This window comes from Salinivibrio sp. PR5 (genome assembly GCF_001996085.1).
Taxonomy (GTDB): domain Bacteria; phylum Pseudomonadota; class Gammaproteobacteria; order Enterobacterales; family Vibrionaceae; genus Salinivibrio; species Salinivibrio proteolyticus.
The window spans coordinates 22,741-42,922 of record NZ_MUFK01000020.1 but is presented as its reverse complement, the minus strand read 5'-3'; the positions used below and the strand labels follow the sequence as shown (position 1 = coordinate 42,922).

The following is a 20,182-nucleotide window of genomic DNA, read 5'->3' as shown; positions in this document are numbered from 1 at the left end:
AATCCTCCGTTCACTACTATAACGAGCATGCCGCTACTTTTATATTTACAACTCAAAAGGTTGATATGAGTAATCTCTACCAGCAACTGACTCCGTTACTACCAGTTGGAGCTGCTATTCTTGATGCTGGTTGTGGTTCTGGACGTGATGCGTTGAATTTTAAAAAAATGGGGTTTGACGTTGAAGCGTTCGATGCAAGTAAAGCTATGTCGGAGGCTGCATCGCAACTTGTTGGGCACAAAGTACACTGCTGTACGTTCATGGAGTTCTCATCTCAAAAGAGCTTTGATGCGATCTGGGCCTGCGCAAGTTTGCTTCATGTCCCTCATAAACATTTGCCAGAAACTTTTGAACATTTGGCTCAATTCCTTTCAAACGAGGGGAAATTTATCGTCAGTTTTAAATATGGAGACTCTGAGCGTCAAGAGGGAGAACGTCACTTCACGGATATGAATGAAGAGCGTTTTGAACAGGTCATTCGGGATGTCGGTGGTCTAACTATAAGAAAAACCTGGCTTACATCAGATAATAGGCCACAAAATGAGACAATGTGGTTTAATGCCATTTTACATAAACTTTAAAGAAGTCGCTATTTGCCTCTATCGCATAAGGTTGGTTAGCGTATGGTAATTGGATGACGTACTGAAAAAGCAGGGGAATGGTTTGGTGCTAATTACAAGCTCTTGATTTTAAAGCGCAACTCACCGGATAATTGCCAACTTGTACGTGCTTAGCTTCCTACTCCTGCGTGGAAGTGACGTAATCGTTATAAGCATGGATGAGAGTCTTTTATAGAAGCTTGATAAAAATAAAAATGAAGTCACTATTACTAAAAACACTTATAAGCTTAATACTCTTTGTTGCTCTTCCTTTTCTAGTCAGTTTCGGGACCATAAAGCTGTTTTCAAACTACGAATACTGGGGTTTCAGCGAGTACAAAGCAGGTATTCACACTGGTGTGATAACGTTTATCTCCATCATGACGTCTAAGGTCTGTGCATATCTAGACCGTAAAAATAGAGTCATTAACACAGAGCGAAGTCATAGTGCGCTCGATAATTGATCCTATGTTCCTCTCTCCACAGATAATCATGGGATGAAAAATCACACCCGCGCCACGATATGACACGGTTCCTACCAGTTACATGACACTTCAACCAGTATCACAGCTTCGCTAATTGAGTGTCGCTTAGTTCATAGAAAACAGCTGGTTATATTTTATCCTGTCTAGCTAAGTAGTAGCATTTGCTTACAAAATTAGTCTGTAGGGTAAATGCTCATGAAGCTGATGTTTAAAACAAAAATACTGCTGCTTGCCATTGTGCCGCTTATTGCTTCGATATTGATTTTGAGTGCGATCACGGCACATAACGAGCGGACATTAATAGAAGAGAACATTGCCACGTTTCGGGAAAAATTAGTCAACGAGCGTAAAAAACAACTCGAAGAAGTGACTCAGGTGGCGGAGAACATTGTCAAACGCATCAACCCCGGTGCCAGTGAGGCACGTCTGGCGGCGCTTAAAACGGCGCTTACTGATGTGCAGTTTGGCGAAGCGGGTTACTTTTTTATCTACAACAAACAGGGGATTAATGTGTTTCACCCTGTTAAACCAGCCCTTGAAGGGAAAAACCTGATTAATTTTACCGATCCTAAAGGCAACAAGGTTATTCAGGGCCTGCTTGAGGCCGCACAGCGAGGCGATGGCTTTTTCAATTTTATGTTTGACAAGCCCGGCGCTGACCAGCTGATTGAGAAAATTGGCTATGCGGTGATGATCAATAACGGACGATGGTTGCTGGGTACCGGTGCCTATATCGATGATATCGAGCGAGAGGTAGCCGCTTATCGTAGTGAAGCAGAGCAAGCACTGGATGCTCAAATATGGCGTTTAACCTTGCTTGGGTTGGGCACGGTGATTATCACGGTGTTGCTAGTGAGCTGGTTTGCGCAGCGTATTGGTGAACCGGTGAAAAACATGCTCGATAAGCTTAATGATATTGCCAGTGGTGAGGGTGATCTTACTCAGCGCTTGCATGTGCATGGCCATGATGAAATTGCCCAACTTGGTCATGCGTTTAATCGCTTTGTGGACAAACTGCAGCAAACTATTCAACGGGTCGCTCAGGTCACCGCACAAGTGAACAGCACTGCCAGTGATATGGCGCGGCAGACCGCGACGGTAGCCCAGCACTTACAAACTCACGATAACGAAACCGAGCAAGTGGTCACCGCGGTGACAGAGATGAGCTCTGCTGCGCAAGAAGTGGCACAAAACACCACGCAGGTTGCCGATGCGGCTACGTCTGCCACCCAAGATGCGCAAAACGCGCAAACCCAAGTGCATGAATCTATCGCGTCGGTTGAGCGGCTGGTGGCGAAAATGAGCGAGTCGAGTCAGCAAGTGGATCAGCTTAAAGCTCAGTCGGATAAAATTACCTCAGTACTGTCTGTGATTGGTGAAATTGCGGAGCAAACCAATCTGCTGGCGCTAAATGCGGCGATTGAAGCCGCCCGTGCGGGCGAGCAGGGCAGAGGCTTTGCGGTGGTGGCCGATGAAGTGCGGACTTTAGCCAGTCGCACTCAAACCAGTACCCATGAGATCCGTGACATGCTTGATGGTCTACACGTGCATGTGGATAGTGCCGTGAAAACCATTGCCGACAGCGATCAAGAGTGCCAAAGCATGGCAACGATTTCAGCGCAAATTGGCGAGCGAATCACCTCGGTGAGCGCGGCGTTCTCGCAAGTAAACGATATGACCTCGCAAATTGCTAGCGCGGCGTCAGAGCAAACTACGGTCACGGAAGATATTCATCGTAATCTGGTATCGATTCGCGACATTGTCGCTAGCCTGTTGACCTCAAGTGAGGCATCGTCACACGCGGCGGAAGAGCTGAGCTCGCTTGGTCAAGATCTTGATACCTTGGTGGGGCAATTTAAAGTCGTCTAAGCAATAGCATGATCATTATTCTCGGCACACGGGATAAAAAGTCATAAAGGACGCTTACCGCAAGCGTCCTTTCGCTTTACAATAGCTATTTTAGCGGTATTATGCTGACGCAAACGTTTGCTTATAACATATTGTGCGCTATTGAGAGGGTTTCATGCTGCCTGATGTCGAGATCTGTCGTAACACCACACTCGCCCCCATATCTACCATTGCCAAGCAAGCTGGCCTTCTTGACTCAGAGTTTAAAACGCAAGGTAGCTATAAAGCCAAAATCTCTCTCGATTGCTTAAAGCGTCTTGCCCTCAAGCGAACGGGAAAGTTAGTCCTGATCACCGCTATAACTCCCACGCCCTTGGGTGAAGGCAAAACCGTCACCACCATTGGTCTGGCGCAAGGCTTGGCTAAGCTGAATCATTCTGTAACGGCCTGTATTCGTCAGCCTTCGATGGGGCCCGTATTTGGTGTGAAAGGTGGCGCAGCTGGCGGTGGTTATTCGCAAGTGGCTCCGATGGAGGAGCTCAACCTCCACCTGACGGGAGATATTCATGCGGTGACCGCGGCGCACAACTTGGCTGCTGCGGCCATTGATGCGCGAATTTATCACGAGCAACGTCGAGGCTATGACGATTTTGAGGCGCGCAGTGGCTTAAAAGCGTTAAAAATTGACCCAAGTCGCGTGGTGTGGAAGCGGGTGATGGATCATAACGATCGCGCCTTGCGTATGGTGACTGTGGGTAAAAACGAGCCGGGTAAAACCATCAATGGCTACGAGCGTGAGGGCGGGTTTGATATCTCGGCTGCCTCTGAGCTAATGGCGATTCTGGCGTTGGCGAGCGATCTTCGCGATCTGCGTCAGCGCATCGGCCGTATCGTGTTGGCTTATAGCCATACCGGTGAGCCGATCACCACCGAAGATTTGCAAGTGGCCGGCGCGATGGCGGTCAGTATGAAAGAAGCGATTGAACCCACCTTGATGCAAACCCTAGAAGGCGTGCCTACACTGATTCACGCTGGTCCGTTTGCCAATATTGCCCATGGCAATTCGTCGATTATCGCCGATAACATTGCCCTTAAACTGGGTGATTATACTGTCACCGAGGGCGGTTTTGGCTCGGACATGGGGTTTGAAAAAGCCTGCAATATCAAAGCACAAACATCCGGTAAAGCGCCAGACTGTGCGGTGATTGTGGCGACATTGCGGGGCTTAAAAGCTAACTCGGGTCACTACAACTTACAGCCTGGTCAGCCTATGCCCGACGCGCTCTTTGCGGATGATAATGAGGCATTAGTAGCAGGGTTCGAAAACCTCAAGTGGCATATCAATAACGTGACCCAATATGGTGTGCCGGCGGTAGTGGCGATTAACCGCTTTCCACAAGACAGTGATGCTGAGCTAGCGACACTCAAGGCGATGATTGAAGCGCTGCCCAACAAAGTAAGAGTAGCGATCAGTGAAGGCTTTGCCCAAGGTGGCGAGGGTACGCGTGAACTGGCGGAACAAGTGGTCGCGCAATGTGAAACCAACGCATCATTCTCGCCCTTGTATCATGCCCAGCAAAGTTTGGAAGAAAAACTAATGGCGGTTGCGGAAGTTGGTTATGGCGCGGGAAGCGTGACGTTAAGTGAGACCGCGAAACAGCAACTGCAACAATTTAAAGCGCAAGGGTATGACGGTTTGGCAGTCTGTTTGGCGAAAACGCCGCTGTCTATTTCAACCGATGGTGAGATAAAAGGTGCTCCCAAAGGCTTTGATGTACCGATCCGCGAGTTGAAATTATGCGCGGGTGCCGGATTTGTCTATGCCTTATGCGGCAACGTGATGACTATGCCCGGCCTACCGGAAAAACCGGCGTTTATGAATCTCGACCTCGATGATGAAGGTAATATTATTGGGTTGAGTTAATGATACTAACCCTCGTGAGAGCCGCTGTTGTCAGCGGCTTTTTTGTTTTTGCTAGATGAGGCCGCGCTTGTGATTATCTTCACGGTCGTGTGATGTGGTATCCTCTCTGGCTTCAATTCTCCCACCGACTGTGAGCCTGACTTGAAAAAAATCGCGGTTTTTGTCGACGTTCAAAATATCTACTACACCACACGCCAAGCCTACGGACGTCAGTTTAACTATCGCCAGTTATGGCAAACCCTCAATGATATGGGTGAGGTGGTAACTGCGTATGCCTATGCCATTCGCCGCGATGACGATCAGCAAATCAAATTTCAAGATGCCCTGCGCCACATTGGCTTTACCGTTAAGCTAAAGCCTTATATTCAACGCGCCGATGGCAGCACCAAAGGGGATTGGGATGTGGGGATTGTCATTGATGTGATGGAAACAGCCCCCGAGGTTGATACCGTGGTGCTGTTATCAGGAGACGGAGATTTTGACTTGCTGATGAACAAAATCCGCGCGCGCTATCACACTGAAGCGATCGTGCTTGGTGTGCCTTCCCTAACGGCTAATTCCTTGGTGAACAGTGTCGATCGCTTTATTGCGATTGAAGACGATATGTTGTTGTAGGCACGGCGTTTAGTTTGCAGTTCTGGGACAGTTTCTGATTTTATTTTGATGTTGAAGTGAGTAAACGATGTACAAATTAATCGCCCTAGATATGGACGGCACCTTGTTAAACAGCGAGAAAGCAATATCTGCTGAGAATAAACAAGCCATTGCCCGCGCGCGTGAGAAAGGCGTGACTGTGGTATTGGCGTCTGGTCGGCCGCTTGAGGGCATGCAGCCTAAGCTAGACGAACTGGGAATCGGGTCGGATAAAGACTTTGTGCTGTATTACAACGGCTCGATGGTGAAAAACGTAGGGACCGATGAGGTGATCTTGCAAAAAGGGCTAGACGGCAAAGCCGCGAAAGCGCTGGCTCGACATGCTGAAGCATTGGGTGCCTACGTGCACGCGTTTAGTACTGAGCACGGTTTGATTACACCAGCACAGAATCCATATACCGAGATTGAGGGCAAGATCAACGGGCTGGATATTACCGTGATGGATTTCGAGACCCTAAGCGATGATCATCCGATTATCAAAGTGTTGATGGTGGCAGAGCCAAGCAAGTTAAACGAAGTGATCAGTGCGTTACCATCCGCGCTACGCGAGGAATTTACGGTCGTGCAAAGTGCGCCTTTCTTCCTCGAGTTTTTAAACCCTGCGAGTAATAAAGGGGCGGGGGTAGCTGCCATTGCAGCGCATCTAGGCATTCAACCCGATGAAGTGATTTGCATGGGCGATGCTGAAAACGATCACGCAATGTTGGAATACGCAGGCCTTGGCATTGCGATGGCGAATGCCATGGAAGCAACCAAGCAAATCGCAGATTACATTACCGAGAGCAATGATGAGCACGGTGTGCCCAAAGCGATTGAAAAGTTTGTGTTAGCAGCGGATAGCGCCGTAGCGTAAAACGAACAAGCATGAACAAATGGGGTGGGTGTTTGTGCCTGCCTCGCTTTAAGGAACGAGTAGCGGTCTTTGCGTAAAACAAAAAAGCCTGCTTAAAAGCAGGCTCTCTGGAAATGGTGCGTCCGGGCAGACTCGAACTGCCGACCCCCGCCATGTCAAGGCGGTACTCTAACCAACTGAGCTACGGACGCGAATTTCAAAATGTGGTGCGTCTGAGTGGACTCGAACCACCGACTTCCACCATGTCAAGGTGACACTCTAACCAACTGAGTTACAGACGCATAATTTAGTGTTTCAAGCAAAGTGGTGCGTCCGAGTGGACTCGAACCACCGACCCCCGCCATGTCAAGGCGATACTCTAACCAGCTGAGCTACGGACGCACAGTGCTTGAAAGCGGGATGAATAGTAGCGAGTTCACCTTTGTCACGCAAGCGCTTGAGCGCACTTTTTTGCACATTAACGTCTGTTTGGCGATTTGGTGGTCAAATTGATGGTTTTTCACCATTTTTCTTTATGATCGCGACATGACAGGTGGACACTTACCCGCCTAAGGTCACGTTACAGCGTTGGAACAGCTGTTGCCACACATCGGCATGATGACGAATGGCCTGTTTATACGCCGTGTATGCCTCGCCTTGCCAGTAGGCGGATTTATACGCAGAAAAAGGTGGAGGTGTTTCTAGGGAGGCAAGTTGGTTTAATGTTGGTGACACATCACGATACAAACCGTCGACGCGCGCCAAATAAGGTTGCACTTCACCAACATAATATTTGTAAAACACGGTTTTCAGTCGCTCGAGGCGGGTAGTATCAAAATTTTCACCACACAGTACTTTGGATTGATTGTCGGCAATCAACTGGCTGGTTTGATTAAGCCAATCCGTATGCGCTGTCAGACTGACGAATAATGCGCCTAAAATCGGTTGTTTTTCAATACTTTCTTGCCACTCAAGAATGCTTTCATGACTCGACGACGGCTGTTGAACCAAGCGGCCGAATTGCGTCATCGCGCTGACCGCATTGCTATGCGCGGGAAGTTCAACCGGCAAGGTGTGAATCGGCAATGACCACTGTGCTTGCCAGGCGCTGCTATCAATCAGCGTATTCCAGATAACGGCGGGAAGTTGCTGGGTTTTGCTTACGATGGCGTCATTGAGCGCGGTTTGGATGCTGTCATCTTTCACCTGTGGCAGGCATTGCTTAGCGACACGGATAAAACTGAGTTCGTAATCAAGCTGGCGAAAGCGATCGGCGACTTTTCCCAGTGAGGAATTACGCTCGGCAATTAAATTAAACAGCCCGCATTGGCGCAGTTCATAGGCATCGAGTAACCCTAAACGGAGATCGGCGATGGGCTGTATCAGCTCCCGTTTACGAGGTAAAGAAGGTAGTGCCGGTAGGCTAAGGGGAGAGGGTTCAGCATCCAACACATTTCCGAGGCGTTGTTGGTAGTCGGCCATCATGGCTTTAGCTGGATCGGCTGGCTCACAAGCGGTCAGTAAGCTCATCGATAGAACAATCAGAAGGGGAGCGAGTAAGCGCATAACACGGTGATTCCTTTAGCGTCGATGCCAGTCGATACGAAGGCGACCCGCAACCCGATCGCCTTGCCTCATAGTTTACGCAACTTACTGAGTTTATGTCAGTCCGAAGGCTTTATTCCCGTCACATTGAGATCGAACCGACAAGGCCGACTATAGAACAGTGTGGTCGACACTGTCGATACGGATCACCACCGCGTCGGGTCGCCAATATTCAAATTCGCAATCCATTAGCTCACCACCTTGTTTGTAGTTGATTCGGCAGATTTTGAGGATGGGTTGCCCATTGGCAAGGTTCAATGCTTTAGCAACGTGAGCGGGGGCTGAGGTGGGGATGACTTCAAACCGCGAGCGTTTCGTTTCGTAGTGATATTTTTCTCGGTAAATCCCTGTCAGTGACTGGGTTAAATCCTCAGTTAAGATACCTTCAAACAAAGCGGCTTTAAGCACATTCTCGACAAACAGTACCGCGCGACCATCGATATAACGTAACCGCTCAATGATATGAATGGGCAACATAGAGCCTGTGTCCAGTGCATGAGCATAATTGTTGGCGTGATGCTAGTTCCGATCTTGGCGACCTTAATCTATTCATTCTCATCGCGTTGGGGCGCCACAGTGTTACCCGATGGTTTTACGTTTGATTGGTACTTAAAGCTGGTGACCGATCCGCGTTTTTTAGAGGCATTTGGTCGCTCGCTGTTTATTTGTGTTGCCGCATTGACGCTCAGTGTGGTGTTGATCTTGCCGGCAATCTTTGTGGTGTTTTACTACTTTCCAGCCCTCGACAAGCTAATGAATGTGCTGATCTTGCTGCCCTTTGCCGTGCCACCTGTGGTGTCTTCAGTGGGATTACTTCAGCTTTATGCCGACAGCGAGATTGCACTGATTGGCACCCCTTGGATTTTGATTGGCACCTACTTCACCATTGCGTTGCCTTTTATGTACCGTGCGATAGCCAATAGCTTCGAGGCAATTCAGCTGCATGATCTGATGGATGCTGCTCATTTACTCGGCGCGAGTACCCGCCAAGCGTTTTTACTGATCGTACTACCGAATGTAAAAAAAAAGGCCTCATGGCGTCGCTGTTCTTGTCGTTTTCGTTTCTGCTCGGCGAGTTTGTTTTCGCCAATATCTTGGTGGGAACGCGTTACGAGACACTGCAAATCTATCTCTACAACATGCGTCAAACCAGTGGCCACTTTACCTCCGCCTTGGTCATGACCTACTTCCTGTTTATTTTCTTACTGACTTGGCTCGCAAGTCGTTTTAGCCGAGGGGTGAAATAATGAGTTACGTTCGTGCTAATAACCTGACGAAATGCTTTGGTGATAACACTGTCTTTGAAGACATTGAGTTCACGATTGAGCAAGGTGAATTTATTACCTTGTTGGGACCGAGTGGTTGCGGTAAATCAACCTTACTACGCAGCCTGGCTGGCTTGAACCCCGTTGATGATGGTGAGATATGGGTAAATGGTGAAAATATTACTCACCAAACACCTCAGCAACGAGGGATTGGCATGGTGTTTCAGTCATACGCCTTGTTCCCCAATATGACGGTTGAAGCCAATATTGCTTTTGGATTGAAAATGAAGCGGTGGGGGACGGCTGACATCCAACGTGAAGTGGCTAAGGTTATTACGCTGGTTGATCTGACGGGGAAGGAAAAACACTATCCACACCAATTATCTGGCGGACAGCGTCAACGTGTCGCCCTTGCTCGCGCTTTGGTGGTGAAACCGCGAATTCTATTGCTGGATGAGCCACTCTCGGCACTGGATGCCAAAATTCGCAAACACCTTCGCCAGCAAATCCGTGACATTCAAAAAGAGATGGATTTGACCACGATCTTTGTTACCCATGACCAAGAAGAAGCGATGATCATGTCAGATCGTATTTTCTTGATGGACAAAGGTGAAATCGTACAAGCGGGCACGCCAGAAGCAATCTATACCCAGCCGGCCAATGAGTTTGTCGCTGGGTTTATGGGCCATTACAACTTGGTAGAGGCCAAGAAAGCGAAACAGCTGTTTAATCTGGATACCGAGTGGAAAGTGGCGATTCGCCCTGAGTCTATTTATATCAAAGAGCCGGGACGCCAATACGGCTCGCATATTTCTGCGCCACGGGTAGGCCGGATCCATAACCATCAACTGCTTGGCAATGTGATTCGCTATCAAGTGGCGGTCGATGACTGCCAGCTCACAGTGGATCTACTCAATCGCTCGTCTGAGCGTTTGTTGGCAAATGGTAGTCAGCTCGAGCTGCTTTTTAACCTAAATGAACTCCAACCTGTAAGGCCCTAACCATGTCATCACCTTTATACGTCTTTGATATGGACGATACCTTGATTAATGGTGACTGTGCCATGTTGTTTAACGCGTTTTTGGTAGAAAAAGGCGTGGTGACGCAAGCCGATTTTTTAAAGGAAGATCAGCGTTTAATGCAGCTTTATACGCAAGGAAAGCTCGACATGGCGAGCTACCTTCAATTTGCGATGGCGCCCCTGACCGACTTATCCGTCGAACAGGTCCATGCGTTGGTAGAAGAGTGTTTGCACACCAAAATTTTACCTAAGCAGTTTGCCGAGTCGAAAACATTGCTGGCGCAGTTAGACCGTGATGACATCGATAGGGTGATTATTTCAGCCAGCGTCACGTTTCTTGTTGAGGCAGTGGGGTGCCACCTTGGGATCCCGGACGCCTTGGGGATTGATTTAGTGACAGAACACAATCGCTATACTGCTACCATTGCCGGCGTACCAAGCTATCGAGAAGGGAAGGTGGCACGTCTAAAGGCATGGCTAAATGCTCAGTCAACCGACTATTCAGCGATTCACTTTTTCACTGACTCGATCAACGACTTACCTTTATGCCAGTACGCTGATTATGTCTACTTGGTCAACCCTTGTTCGCAGTTACGCGCCCAAGCCGACCAGCCCAATTGGACGATTTTAAGTTGGGGATAAGTTAAAGGTAGGAGAGGAGGTTGCCCTGCTGAAAGAAAACCTCAGCAGGGCGAGAGGGTTAGCGCTCTGACATCGCAAGTTGAAACTCAGGCGGTTGTTTTCGCATCCAAAATAATCGCAGACCGAGCAAGAGCGCGGCGGTGGAAATACCAATAATGATCCCAACCCAAAAACCGTGAGCGCCCATTGCCGGTACCAGCCAATCTGTCATGCCTAATACATAGCCGAGTGGCAAACCAAACACCCAGTAAGACACCAATGTTCGTTGGAAGATGGCGCGCATATCTTTATAACCACGCAGTGCACCGGCGGCAACCACTTGAATAGAGTCGGTAATTTGATATACCGCTGCCAATAACATCAAGGATGAGGCCAGTGTCGCCACTTCCACATTGTCCGAGTAGAGTGCGATGATGGGGTCGCGGAGCCAAACGGTAAGGATAGCCGTAATACACGCGGTGCTTACGCCAAGCCAAATACCAATTTTGGCCGAATTGCCCGCACCTACCGTGGTGCGTTTGCCCAGCAAATGACCCACGCGAATACTGACCGCTGCACTGAGGCTCATCGGTAGCATAAAAATCATGGTCGAAAAGTTAATCGCAACTTGGTGAGCGGCCACGGTAATCGGCCCCAGCGGAGCAATCAAAATCGCAATGGCTGCAAACAAGGTCACTTCAAAAAAGAGTGCCGCGGCAACAGGGAAACCGAGACGGAACAAGCGGACTTGCTCTTTAAGCGCGGGCGCATATAGCGAAACAAACAGCTGCAAAGTGCTCAGTTTTTTACTGAATACCACATAAAGCCACATCAATACGGCCATCAACCAATACACAATAGCGGTTGCGACCCCACAGCCGACACCGCCAAGCTCAGGCGCACCGAGTTTGCCATACACAAACATCCAGTTTAACGGAATGTTGGCGGCAAGGCCGATAAAACCAATGACCATCGCGGGAATGGTCATCGACATGCCTTCGCAAAGGTTACGAATCGCTTGGAACACCAAAAAGGCCGGAACCGCCCAAATCACTGCGTGTAAGTAACCGATTGTTTTATCGGTTAATGCAGCTTCAACATCCATCAAGTTGATGATGACGCCAGCTTTATACAAAACCAACCCGATAGGAATACTCAGAAACAGCGCCATATAGAGGCCTTGCTGAAATTGATAGGGGATCTGGTCGTCTTTGCTTGCGCCATTAAGCTGAGCAATCACCGGGACCATGGCCATCAACAGGCCAATACCAAACAAAATAGCTGGCATCCACACACTGGATGCAACGGCGACCGCGGCCATGTCGGTCGCGCTATAGCCACCGGCCATGACTGTGTCGACAAAGCCCATCGACGTTTGCGCGATTTGCGCGATAAACACTGGAATACTGAGCCTAATTATGGCGCTCGCTTCATCACGATACTGCTGCACGACTGCCTCAACACGGTTGTCTAAAAGGGAAGGAGGGAACAGATAATACGAGGGAGATTATACGTGCTAGAGCGGTGAAAGAGAAAGCAAAACTCGGCACGGCGCCTGTATTTCTGACAGACGGGACAACGCTGAGTGTGTCGCGTTAGATAGGCCCGAGAGCGTCTTATCAGTTAAAAGATTTGCTCGTCGTCTGCATCGACAAATAAATTGACCGTTTTATGCAATTCATCAATCTGCATATTGTAGTGAATGGCATTGCAGCAATTTGGGCAATCTTCATAGAACTCTTGGTTTCCGCCGCTTAAATCAAGCGTAATATCAAAACGGTGCCCACAATGCGGGCAGCTCACGATCCGGTCAGTGATGTCTTTCATTATTCCTCCTCATGATGGGACGTCACTTTCTCTCCAATAAGGGTTTCTTGATAAGTATAGAAGATATGATGAGGCGTAGCCCTCCTCGGGCAAAGTGTATCGAGGTGCTGAGGGAGGTGGCAAAGTGATGGAAATAAAAGAGGCGGCCAATGCCGCCTTATGGAAACGCCAATGAACGATATCGGTGCTACAGCATCTCTGGGGTAAAGTTGCTAAGACTCTCAAGTTTTTGATCCGCAATGACAAAGCGTGGATCGTTCCATTCATGGGCGGCCGGTACGACAATGGTTTTCATCGAGGCCGCTTTGGCGGCGAGTAGGCCAGTGAACGAGTCCTCGAAGGCGATACATTGCTCAGGCTCAACGTCTAGTGCTTGCGCTGCATTCAGGTAGACTTCTGGGTGGGGCTTTCCGTGCTTTAAATCACCGGCGGATTCAATAATAGAAAACTGATCACTTAACCCTAATGCATCTAGCGTTGGGTGAATGAGCGACAGGGGTGACGAAGACGCAAGCCCGATTTTAAGGCCGGCTTGGCGACAAATGGCCAATGCCTCTTTCACGCCCGGCATCATGGGTTTTTCTTGCTGAACCAATTCGACCATACGCGCGACGATACGCTCTCTAACCTCGGTATTAGAAGGGCCTTGCCAAGGTTGTGTGCGTGCATAGTGTTTAACAATTTCATCGATTCGAACACCAGTGGTGTCACGGGTGTCTTGCAAACTAATGGAAACCCCTAGCTCGCTCAGTACATCGATTTGAGCGCGTTGCCAGAAGGGTTCTGAGTCGACCAAAAGGCCGTCCATATCGAAAATTGCGGCAGATAACATTGCCAACCTCTATCTGTATGCATGGATAGCGCATGCTACACCGTCAGTCCTAGTTTTGTCAGCAACTGCTCTGTTTTCGTTAAATAAGGGCCGCCGAATAGGTTTACGTGGTTGAGTACATGATAAAGGTTATAAATGTCTTTACGCTGTTGGTAGCCTTCATCTAACGGCCATTCGGCGTGATAGCCATTGTAGAAACTTTCAGGGAAACCGCCGAACAGCTCCGTCAGTGCGATATCGGTTTCACGGTCGCCCCAGTAACTGGCAGGGTCGAACACGACTGGGCCGTTCACCGATAATCCGGCATTACCATGCCATAAATCACCATGTAGCAGAGATGGCTTGGGAGAGTGGCCCGCCAAAGCGAGTTTTACGCCTTGAATGATGGCTTCGATGTCGCCGAAATGGAGGCCTTTTTCGGCAGCAAGTTGCAACTGCCAGCCAATCCGTTGCTCAGCAAAAAACTGACACCATTTGCGGTGCCAGCAGTTACGCTGCTCCGTCATGCCAATGTAGTTATCATCATCAAAACCATATTCAACCTGTTCACCCCAACGGTGATGGCGAGCAAGGTGTTGGCCCAGTAGATAGGCTTGGGTGTCATCGAGAGGTTTAATCGGGAGATAACTTAATACTAATGCCGCTTGATCTTTCACCGGGCCAACATAATGGACCTGTGGCACTTGTATTTGTTCACTGATAGCCAGTTGTCGCAGTGCTTCTGCTTCGGCCTCAAAAACGGGTAGGCATTCGCGTTCATTAATTTTCACGAAAAACCGCTGTGCTTTATCGTCACTGACACAATAAGCGTCGTGAATATCACCGCCAGAAACCGGCGTTTTTTCTGTGATTTCAAAATCAATATTGAGTTGATCTGAAAGGTGAACCGACAGTGCATGCCACATAAGCGACTCCGTTACATCGAGGTCAGGGGGAAGTAACAGCGATTGGTTATATATTAGCCTATGATTTCGCCCAATATCTGTGGAGATGGCGACACTTTATATAAAAAACGACCCAAATCCTTAGTTATGCGTGTGTTAACACGATTCGTTAGGACAGGGCCGTTTCACTCATGGTTAGATTATGTAGATAACGCGCAACTTATTGATGCAAACTTGGCAACGCGCCAGCAGGCATCAGACGATTGTAGGTGCCTGTTTGGAGGAGTGCATTTGCTTTTTCAATATCAGGGGCAAAGTAACGGTCCTTGTCATAAAAAGGCACGACGCCACGTAGCTCCGCCTTCGCCTGCTCCAATTTCTCTGAGCTTTTCAGCGGTGCTCGGAAGTCGATACCTTGGCAAGCAGAAAGCAACTCAACGGCGAGGATCCCACGTGTATTACTGCTCATGTCTTTGAGGCGACGGGCGGCAAAGGTAGCCATAGATACATGATCTTCTTGGTTGGCCGATGTGGGCAAGCTGTCAATCGAGGCTGGGTGTGCTAAGGTTTTGTTTTCGCTTGCGAGCGCGGCGGCGGTGACTTGCGCGATCATAAAGCCCGAGTTAACGCCACCATTGTTAACCAAAAATGCAGGCAGCTTGCTGAGGTTGCTATCGATAAGCAGGGCCATACGACGTTCAGATAAGCTGCCAATCTCGGCAATGGCTAACGCGAGGTTATCCGCTGCCATCGCCACCGGCTCAGCATGGAAATTGCCCCCAGAGAGGATGTCACCATCTTCTGGGAAAACCAAAGGATTATCAGATACTGCATTGGCTTCGGTGGTCAATACGTCGGCAGCGTGGCGAATTTGCTGTAAACACGCGCCCATCACTTGCGGCTGACAGCGCAGCGAGTATGGGTCTTGTACTTTTTCACAGTTTTGGTGGCTATCGCCAATTTCACTGGTTTCACCCAGTAGATGACGATAGGCAGCGGCGGCATCCATTTGCGTCTGATGTCCACGCACAGCATGAATGCGAGGATCAAACGGCCGGCGACTTCCCAATGCCGCTTCGACAGATAGGGCACCACACACAGTGGCGGCAGCATACAAATCTTCGGCTTCAAACAAGCCTTCTAGTGCAAATGCCGTGGATGCTTGCGTACCGTTAAGTAGTGCAAGGCCCTCTTTAGGCCCAAGCGTGATCGGGGACAGCCCGGCAATTTTGAGCGCGGCTTCACCTGAGATCACTTCGCCTTTGTAGCGTGCTTGGCCTTCACCCAATAAAACAGTACTCATATGCGCCAAAGGTGCGAGGTCGCCTGAAGCGCCAACAGAGCCTTTCTTGGGAATACAGGGATATACTTCATGATTAATCAGTGCTGCCAACGCTTCGACGACGCTAAAACGAATACCCGAATAGCCGCGCGCAAGGCTGGCAATTTTTAGCACGATCATCAATCGTACTGTAGCATCATCCATAAACTCGCCAATGCCAGCTGCGTGAGATAATACGATGGAGCGCTGCAGTGTTTCCAAGTCATCAAGTTCGATACGGGTGTTGGCAAGTAAGCCAAACCCTGTGTTGATGCCATAAACCACACGTCCTTGGTCAAGGACCTCAGCAACTGTGTCTGTGCTTGCTTTCATGGTGGCTTCAATGCCATCTGCAAATGCGATCTTTACCGGTTTACGGCTCACTTGGCGTAGCTGGGCAAGCGTGAGCTCGCCCGGTTGTAACGTCAATGTGGTCATTTTGCTCTCCTTAGCGCAGCGGCTGGTTAGGAATATCCAGCAGCGGTAAATCTAGGTTCTGTTCTTTGGCACAATTAATCGCGATGTCATACCCCGCGTCAGCGTGGCGCATCACTCCAGTTGCAGGGTCGTTATGGAGCACTCGACCAATACGTGCATGGGCGTCATCGGTACCATCACACACGATCACGACCCCTGAATGTTGCGAGAAGCCCATACCGACACCGCCACCATGGTGAAGTGACACCCAGGTCGCGCCTGATGCGGTATTAAGTAGCGCGTTGAGTAAAGGCCAATCAGAGACAGCATCAGAGCCATCCATCATGCCCTCGGTTTCACGGTTAGGGCTGGCAACCGAGCCAGAATCCAGATGGTCGCGACCAATCACGATAGGCGCTTTGAGTTCGCCATTTTTTACCATCTCATTGAAAGCCAACGCCAAGCGTGCCCGATCTTTAAGGCCGACCCAGCAAATGCGCGCAGGTAACCCTTGGAATTGAATACGCTCTTTTGCCATATCTAGCCAGTTGTGTAGGTGCGGATCATCGGGGATCAGCTCTTTTACTTTTTGGTCAGTTTTATAGATATCTTCGGGATCGCCGGATAATGCTGCCCAGCGGAATGGCCCAATACCTTCACAGAACAGAGGACGAATATACGCAGGGACAAAGCCCGGAAAATCAAACGCATTTTCAACGCCCACTTCTAATGCCATTTGGCGAATATTGTTGCCGTAATCTAGCGTCGCCGCGCCGCGAGATTGGAGTTCAAGCATGGCTTTAACTTGTACTGCCATCGATGCTTTTGCCGCTTTGACGACCTCAGATTCGTTTTCTTTTCGTTGTGCGACGGCTTGCTCCATCGTCCAGCCTTGCGGCAAGTAGCCGTTTAGAGGGTCGTGCGCTGACGTTTGATCGGTAACCACATCAGGCGTGATGTTTCGTGCCACTAGTTCTGGGAAGATATCGGCAGCATTGGCTAATAGACCGACAGAGACGGGCTTACCGGACTGTTTGGCGTCTTCAATCATTCCAAGCGCTTCATCGAGTGACGTTGCTTTGCGATCGACGTAGCCAGTGCGCAGGCGATAATCAATACGGCTTTCGTCACACTCAACCGCAATCATCGAAAAACCCGCCATGGTTGCAGCAAGTGGCTGAGCGCCACCCATGCCACCCAGACCCCCCGTTAAGATCCAACGTCCCTTGGCTTCACCGCCAAAGTGCTTTTTAGCAACCGCAACAAAGGTTTCGTAAGTGCCTTGCACAATGCCCTGCGAGCCAATGTAGATCCAGCTTCCTGCAGTCATTTGGCCGTACATCATCAGGCCTTGCTTATCGAGCTCGTTAAAGTGTTCCCAATTTGCCCAATGAGGCACCAAGTTTGAGTTGGCAATCAGAACACGAGGTGCATCTTTATGAGTGGTAAAGACCCCAACGGGTTTACCGGATTGCACGAGTAAGGTTTGGTTATCTTCAAGGCGTTTTAGCACCTCGACAATCTTGTCATAGCATTGCCAGTTGCGTGCGGCTCGACCAATACCTCCGTAAACCACCAGTCCATGCGGATGCTCGGCGACATCTGGATGTAAGTTATTCATCAACATGCGTAAAGGCGCTTCGGTCAGCCAACTTTTAGCGTTTAGTTTCGTTCCTGTTGGTGCTTGGATGGTCCGTGAGTCAAAACGTGGATCCGTCATGGTTACTCTCCTTGATTGTCGATACGGGTCGGCGATGCATGCAACATTGACCATGCCATGCGTGCGGCCAGGCGGCTGGTTTGTTGATCGCGGTCATAGTTTGGGTTCACTTCGGTGATGTCACACACAGGAATACGAATGGCCTGCTGGTGGGCATCGGTAAAGATGTGTTGGAGCAAAGGCTCGATGACATGAACGGGCACACCATAAGCGGCAGGCGCACTAACGCCGGGTGCACTTGCGGCTGGGAAAACATCCATGTCGAGAGTGAGATAGAGATAATCACACCCTTGGATAAATTGGGTGAGCTTGGTTTTAAGTGCCGGCAGTGCGTCAGTGTGCATCTGGGTGTCTTCTTCGACCCAGCAATTAAGCTGCTCTGCTTTATCAAATAAGGCTTGGGTATTGCTGGTGCGGCTGACGCCTAAGCAAGCATAATGAAATGGCCAGTCTCGTTGTTGGCAAAACTGCGCAATTTGTGCAAAGGGCGTCCCTGAGCTACCTTCCTGACTCAGCCCTTGGGGCGTACGCAAGTCAAAGTGTGCATCAAAATTGATAATGCCAATTTTAGGAGCGCGCTGGCCGTTTTCAGACGATTGGCGCGACAAATAACTGGATAAGCCTTGAAAGCTTGCCCACGCCGTTTCATGCCCGCCACCCAGCGTTAGTACATTGTGATGAGGAAGTGCATTCGCAATCTGTGCGCTTAGGCTTTGCTGTGCTAAGACAAGATCACCGTCGTCACAGGCGATAGTGCCACCATCAAATAATGGCGGACATTGATGCCAAGCGAGGTTTGCGAGTGATTGACGGATAGCATCCGGTGCCAGCGCCGCGCCTTGACGGCCTTTGTTGCGCGCGACACCTTCATCACACGCAAAGCCAAATAAGACAGTCCCCGCACGCGAACTCTCGTCACTCAGTGCTTGAATACGTTGATGCAAACGTAGCCCGCGCTCGCCATCTTCAGGATCGGTCCGTCCTTGCCATAGCGACATATCGGCTGGTATATGTTTCATCCTCGGACTCCTTGCTCATCATACCAATCACCATTGACGATACGACCGAGTAGTGGGGCGGTAGCGACCATGTAGCTGAGCTCGGCTGGCGTTTCACAGTCCCATACGGCTAAGTCGGCATCGAACCCGACGGCAATTTGTCCTTTGTGTGCTAAACCCAATGCTTGCGCGGCATGGCGTGTGACACCGTATAAGTTTTCCTTGGGGGTTAAGCCGAATAAAGTTGATGCCATATTCATCATCAACGTGAGTGATGCAAACGGTGAGGTGCCGGGGTTAAAGTCGGTGGCAAGCGCCATAGGGACGCGGCTTTCACGAAGAGCGGCAATAGGAGGCTGCTGTGTTTCACGTAAGAAGTAAAACGCACCGGGTAGCAGCGTGGCGACGGTGTCGTATTCAGCGAGGACTTGTACATCGGCCTCTGACAGATACTCAATATGATCCACGGATAAAGCGCCGGCTTTGGCTGCAGCGACACTGCCGCCAAGATCGCTAAGTTGCTCGGTGTGGGCTTTTATTTTTAAGCCATGAGCGTTAGCGGCGGCAAAAACACGCTCTGCTTGATCGACACTGAAAGCGATACTCTCGCAGAACACATCAACAGCATCTGCCAGTTGTTGTTCTGCCGCAGCCGGAATCATCGTCTCGCAGACAAAATCAATGTAGCTATCTGCATCATTACGGTATTCAGGTGGCAGTGCATGTGCAGCCAATAGCGTTGTTGATACATTGACCGGCAAGTGTTGGTCTATCAATTTCGCGACACGTAGCATTTTTAGCTCATCTTCCAGCGTGAGCCCATAACCGGATTTGATTTCCATTGTTGTGACGCCGTCACGTATCAACGCATTGGCGCGCGGTAGAGCCAGTTCCAATAAGGTTGTTTCACTGGCTGCTCGTGTCGCTTTTACTGTCGAAAGAATGCCACCACCTTGAGCAGCAATGGTTTGATATGGCACACCGTTCAACCGCTGTTCAAACTCGCCGGCACGGTTACCTGCAAAAACTAAATGGGTATGGCTATCGATGAATCCCGGCGTCACTAACTTGCCATTTAGTGATTGGGTGGGCCAATCCAACGCTTCAGCGTCGTGTCCTAAGGCGACAATTTTACCGTCTTCAACTGCGATAGCTTGGTTCTCTTGGCAGCTGTAACCGTCAGATGCATAAACATCGGTGGCGATAGTCACTAATTTGGCGTTCGTATATACCTTTCTCATCGGTGATGCCTTACTACCTCTTTAAATGTCTATACAAATGTATAGACAAATAAGAGGTTGGGCACAAGAGGGGATGTAAAGGTTTTGT

The 20,182-nt window shown here is 49.6% G+C and carries 16 protein-coding genes, 3 tRNA genes and 2 pseudogenes; 8 read left to right on the top strand and 13 right to left on the bottom strand.

From position 1 onward, the window contains the following. Window positions 1-65 precede the first annotated feature (65 nt). The 5 genes from BZG82_RS08995 to BZG82_RS08970 all read left to right on the top strand — a co-directional run bounded on the left by BZG82_RS08995 (window position 66) and on the right by BZG82_RS08970 (window position 6,363). Entirely contained in the window at window positions 66-581 is a 516-nt protein-coding gene (locus BZG82_RS08995) for a class I SAM-dependent methyltransferase (RefSeq protein ID WP_338012750.1), read from the top strand. A 698-nt stretch (window positions 582-1,279) separates the two neighbouring features. After that, the gene (locus BZG82_RS08985) at window positions 1,280-2,953 is read left to right on the top strand and encodes a methyl-accepting chemotaxis protein (RefSeq protein WP_198928542.1); all 1,674 of its coding nucleotides are present in this window, start codon (window positions 1,280-1,282) and stop codon (window positions 2,951-2,953) included. A 154-nt stretch (window positions 2,954-3,107) separates the two neighbouring features. After that, entirely contained in the window at window positions 3,108-4,856 is a 1,749-nt protein-coding gene (locus BZG82_RS08980; RefSeq protein WP_077765662.1) for a formate--tetrahydrofolate ligase, read from the top strand. 141 nt (window positions 4,857-4,997) lie between these two features. Then, window positions 4,998-5,471: an NYN domain-containing protein gene (locus BZG82_RS08975; RefSeq protein WP_077765661.1), complete on the top strand. Its 474-nt coding sequence runs from the start codon at window positions 4,998-5,000 to the stop codon at window positions 5,469-5,471. Between the two features lie 67 nt (window positions 5,472-5,538). Next, on the top strand, window positions 5,539-6,363 hold the full coding sequence (locus BZG82_RS08970; protein ID WP_077765660.1) for a Cof-type HAD-IIB family hydrolase: 825 nt from the start codon (window positions 5,539-5,541) through the stop codon (window positions 6,361-6,363). 114 nt (window positions 6,364-6,477) lie between these two features. Here the strand turns inward: BZG82_RS08970 and BZG82_RS08965 are convergent. From BZG82_RS08965 to BZG82_RS08945, 5 genes and pseudogenes are all read right to left on the bottom strand, one after another. Beyond that, a tRNA-Val gene (locus BZG82_RS08965) sits at window positions 6,478-6,554 on the bottom strand. Between the two features lie 13 nt (window positions 6,555-6,567). Next, window positions 6,568-6,644, bottom strand: a tRNA-Val gene (locus tag BZG82_RS08960). A gap of 23 nt (window positions 6,645-6,667) precedes the next feature. Beyond that, a tRNA-Val gene (locus BZG82_RS08955) sits at window positions 6,668-6,744 on the bottom strand. A 159-nt stretch (window positions 6,745-6,903) separates the two neighbouring features. After that, window positions 6,904-7,908, bottom strand: coding sequence for a DUF3080 domain-containing protein (locus tag BZG82_RS08950; RefSeq protein ID WP_077765659.1), 1,005 nt, complete (start codon window positions 7,906-7,908; stop codon window positions 6,904-6,906). Between the two features lie 150 nt (window positions 7,909-8,058). Further along, window positions 8,059-8,460: pseudogene (locus tag BZG82_RS08945) on the bottom strand (UTRA domain-containing protein); the annotation flags it as partial. Here BZG82_RS08945 and BZG82_RS08940 point away from each other — a divergent pair. The 3 genes and pseudogenes from BZG82_RS08940 to BZG82_RS08930 all read left to right on the top strand — a co-directional run bounded on the left by BZG82_RS08940 (window position 8,410) and on the right by BZG82_RS08930 (window position 10,875). After that, window positions 8,410-9,194, top strand: a pseudogene (locus tag BZG82_RS08940) (ABC transporter permease). The pseudogenes BZG82_RS08945 and BZG82_RS08940 sit on opposite strands and share 51 nt — an antisense overlap. Continuing rightward, complete coding sequence (locus BZG82_RS08935; RefSeq protein ID WP_077765658.1) at window positions 9,194-10,213, top strand: ABC transporter ATP-binding protein; 1,020 nt, start codon at window positions 9,194-9,196, stop codon at window positions 10,211-10,213. The pseudogene BZG82_RS08940 and the gene BZG82_RS08935 overlap by 1 nt, the downstream one beginning before the upstream one ends. Window positions 10,214-10,215: 2 nt before the next feature. Continuing rightward, window positions 10,216-10,875 (top strand): HAD family hydrolase, encoded by a 660-nt coding sequence (locus tag BZG82_RS08930; protein ID WP_077765657.1) that lies wholly within the window; start codon window positions 10,216-10,218, stop codon window positions 10,873-10,875. Between the two features lie 58 nt (window positions 10,876-10,933). On the opposite strand, the gene BZG82_RS08925 is transcribed toward BZG82_RS08930, so the two are convergent. The 8 genes from BZG82_RS08925 to hutI form a co-directional block, all read right to left on the bottom strand. Next, a complete protein-coding gene (locus BZG82_RS08925) occupies window positions 10,934-12,304 on the bottom strand; it encodes an MATE family efflux transporter (protein WP_077765656.1) in 1,371 nt (456 codons plus the stop codon). Window positions 12,305-12,477: 173 nt separating this feature from the next. Next, complete coding sequence (locus BZG82_RS08920; RefSeq protein WP_069587628.1) at window positions 12,478-12,681, bottom strand: CPXCG motif-containing cysteine-rich protein; 204 nt, start codon at window positions 12,679-12,681, stop codon at window positions 12,478-12,480. 187 nt (window positions 12,682-12,868) lie between these two features. Beyond that, window positions 12,869-13,513 (bottom strand): hexitol phosphatase HxpB, encoded by a 645-nt coding sequence (gene hxpB, locus BZG82_RS08915; protein ID WP_077765655.1) that lies wholly within the window; start codon window positions 13,511-13,513, stop codon window positions 12,869-12,871. A 35-nt stretch (window positions 13,514-13,548) separates the two neighbouring features. Continuing rightward, window positions 13,549-14,418, bottom strand: coding sequence for a fructosamine kinase family protein (locus BZG82_RS08910; RefSeq protein WP_077661907.1), 870 nt, complete (start codon window positions 14,416-14,418; stop codon window positions 13,549-13,551). Between the two features lie 199 nt (window positions 14,419-14,617). After that, window positions 14,618-16,156, bottom strand: a complete 1,539-nt coding sequence (gene hutH / locus BZG82_RS08905) for a histidine ammonia-lyase (protein WP_077765654.1) — start codon at window positions 16,154-16,156, stop codon at window positions 14,618-14,620. Window positions 16,157-16,166: 10 nt separating this feature from the next. Beyond that, a complete protein-coding gene (gene hutU, locus BZG82_RS08900; RefSeq protein WP_077765653.1) occupies window positions 16,167-17,855 on the bottom strand; it encodes a urocanate hydratase in 1,689 nt (562 codons plus the stop codon). Window positions 17,856-17,857: 2 nt separating this feature from the next. Next, the gene (hutG, locus tag BZG82_RS08895) at window positions 17,858-18,874 is read right to left on the bottom strand and encodes a formimidoylglutamase (protein WP_077765652.1); all 1,017 of its coding nucleotides are present in this window, start codon (window positions 18,872-18,874) and stop codon (window positions 17,858-17,860) included. Beyond that, window positions 18,871-20,094 (bottom strand): imidazolonepropionase, encoded by a 1,224-nt coding sequence (hutI, locus tag BZG82_RS08890; protein ID WP_077765651.1) that lies wholly within the window; start codon window positions 20,092-20,094, stop codon window positions 18,871-18,873. Before hutI ends, hutG begins: the two co-directional genes overlap by 4 nt. Window positions 20,095-20,182: the final 88 nt, after the last annotated feature.

Coding starts and splice junctions, on each gene's coding strand:
- hxpB (WP_077765655.1), bottom strand. CDS start 13,513: ATGTTATCTGCCGCAATTTTCGATATGGACGGCCTTTTGGTCGACTCA.
- BZG82_RS08950 (WP_077765659.1), bottom strand. CDS start 7,908: ATGCGCTTACTCGCTCCCCTTCTGATTGTTCTATCGATGAGCTTACTG.
- hutU (WP_077765653.1), bottom strand. CDS start 17,855: ATGACGGATCCACGTTTTGACTCACGGACCATCCAAGCACCAACAGGA.
- BZG82_RS08985 (WP_198928542.1), top strand. CDS start 1,280: ATGAAGCTGATGTTTAAAACAAAAATACTGCTGCTTGCCATTGTGCCG.
- BZG82_RS08970 (WP_077765660.1), top strand. CDS start 5,539: ATGTACAAATTAATCGCCCTAGATATGGACGGCACCTTGTTAAACAGC.
- BZG82_RS08935 (WP_077765658.1), top strand. CDS start 9,194: ATGAGTTACGTTCGTGCTAATAACCTGACGAAATGCTTTGGTGATAAC.
- hutH (WP_077765654.1), bottom strand. CDS start 16,156: ATGACCACATTGACGTTACAACCGGGCGAGCTCACGCTTGCCCAGCTA.
- BZG82_RS08995 (WP_338012750.1), top strand. CDS start 66: ATGAGTAATCTCTACCAGCAACTGACTCCGTTACTACCAGTTGGAGCT.
- BZG82_RS08910 (WP_077661907.1), bottom strand. CDS start 14,418: ATGTGGCATGCACTGTCGGTTCACCTTTCAGATCAACTCAATATTGAT.
- hutG (WP_077765652.1), bottom strand. CDS start 18,874: ATGAAACATATACCAGCCGATATGTCGCTATGGCAAGGACGGACCGAT.
- BZG82_RS08930 (WP_077765657.1), top strand. CDS start 10,216: ATGTCATCACCTTTATACGTCTTTGATATGGACGATACCTTGATTAAT.
- BZG82_RS08980 (WP_077765662.1), top strand. CDS start 3,108: ATGCTGCCTGATGTCGAGATCTGTCGTAACACCACACTCGCCCCCATA.
- hutI (WP_077765651.1), bottom strand. CDS start 20,094: ATGAGAAAGGTATATACGAACGCCAAATTAGTGACTATCGCCACCGAT.
- BZG82_RS08920 (WP_069587628.1), bottom strand. CDS start 12,681: ATGAAAGACATCACTGACCGGATCGTGAGCTGCCCGCATTGTGGGCAC.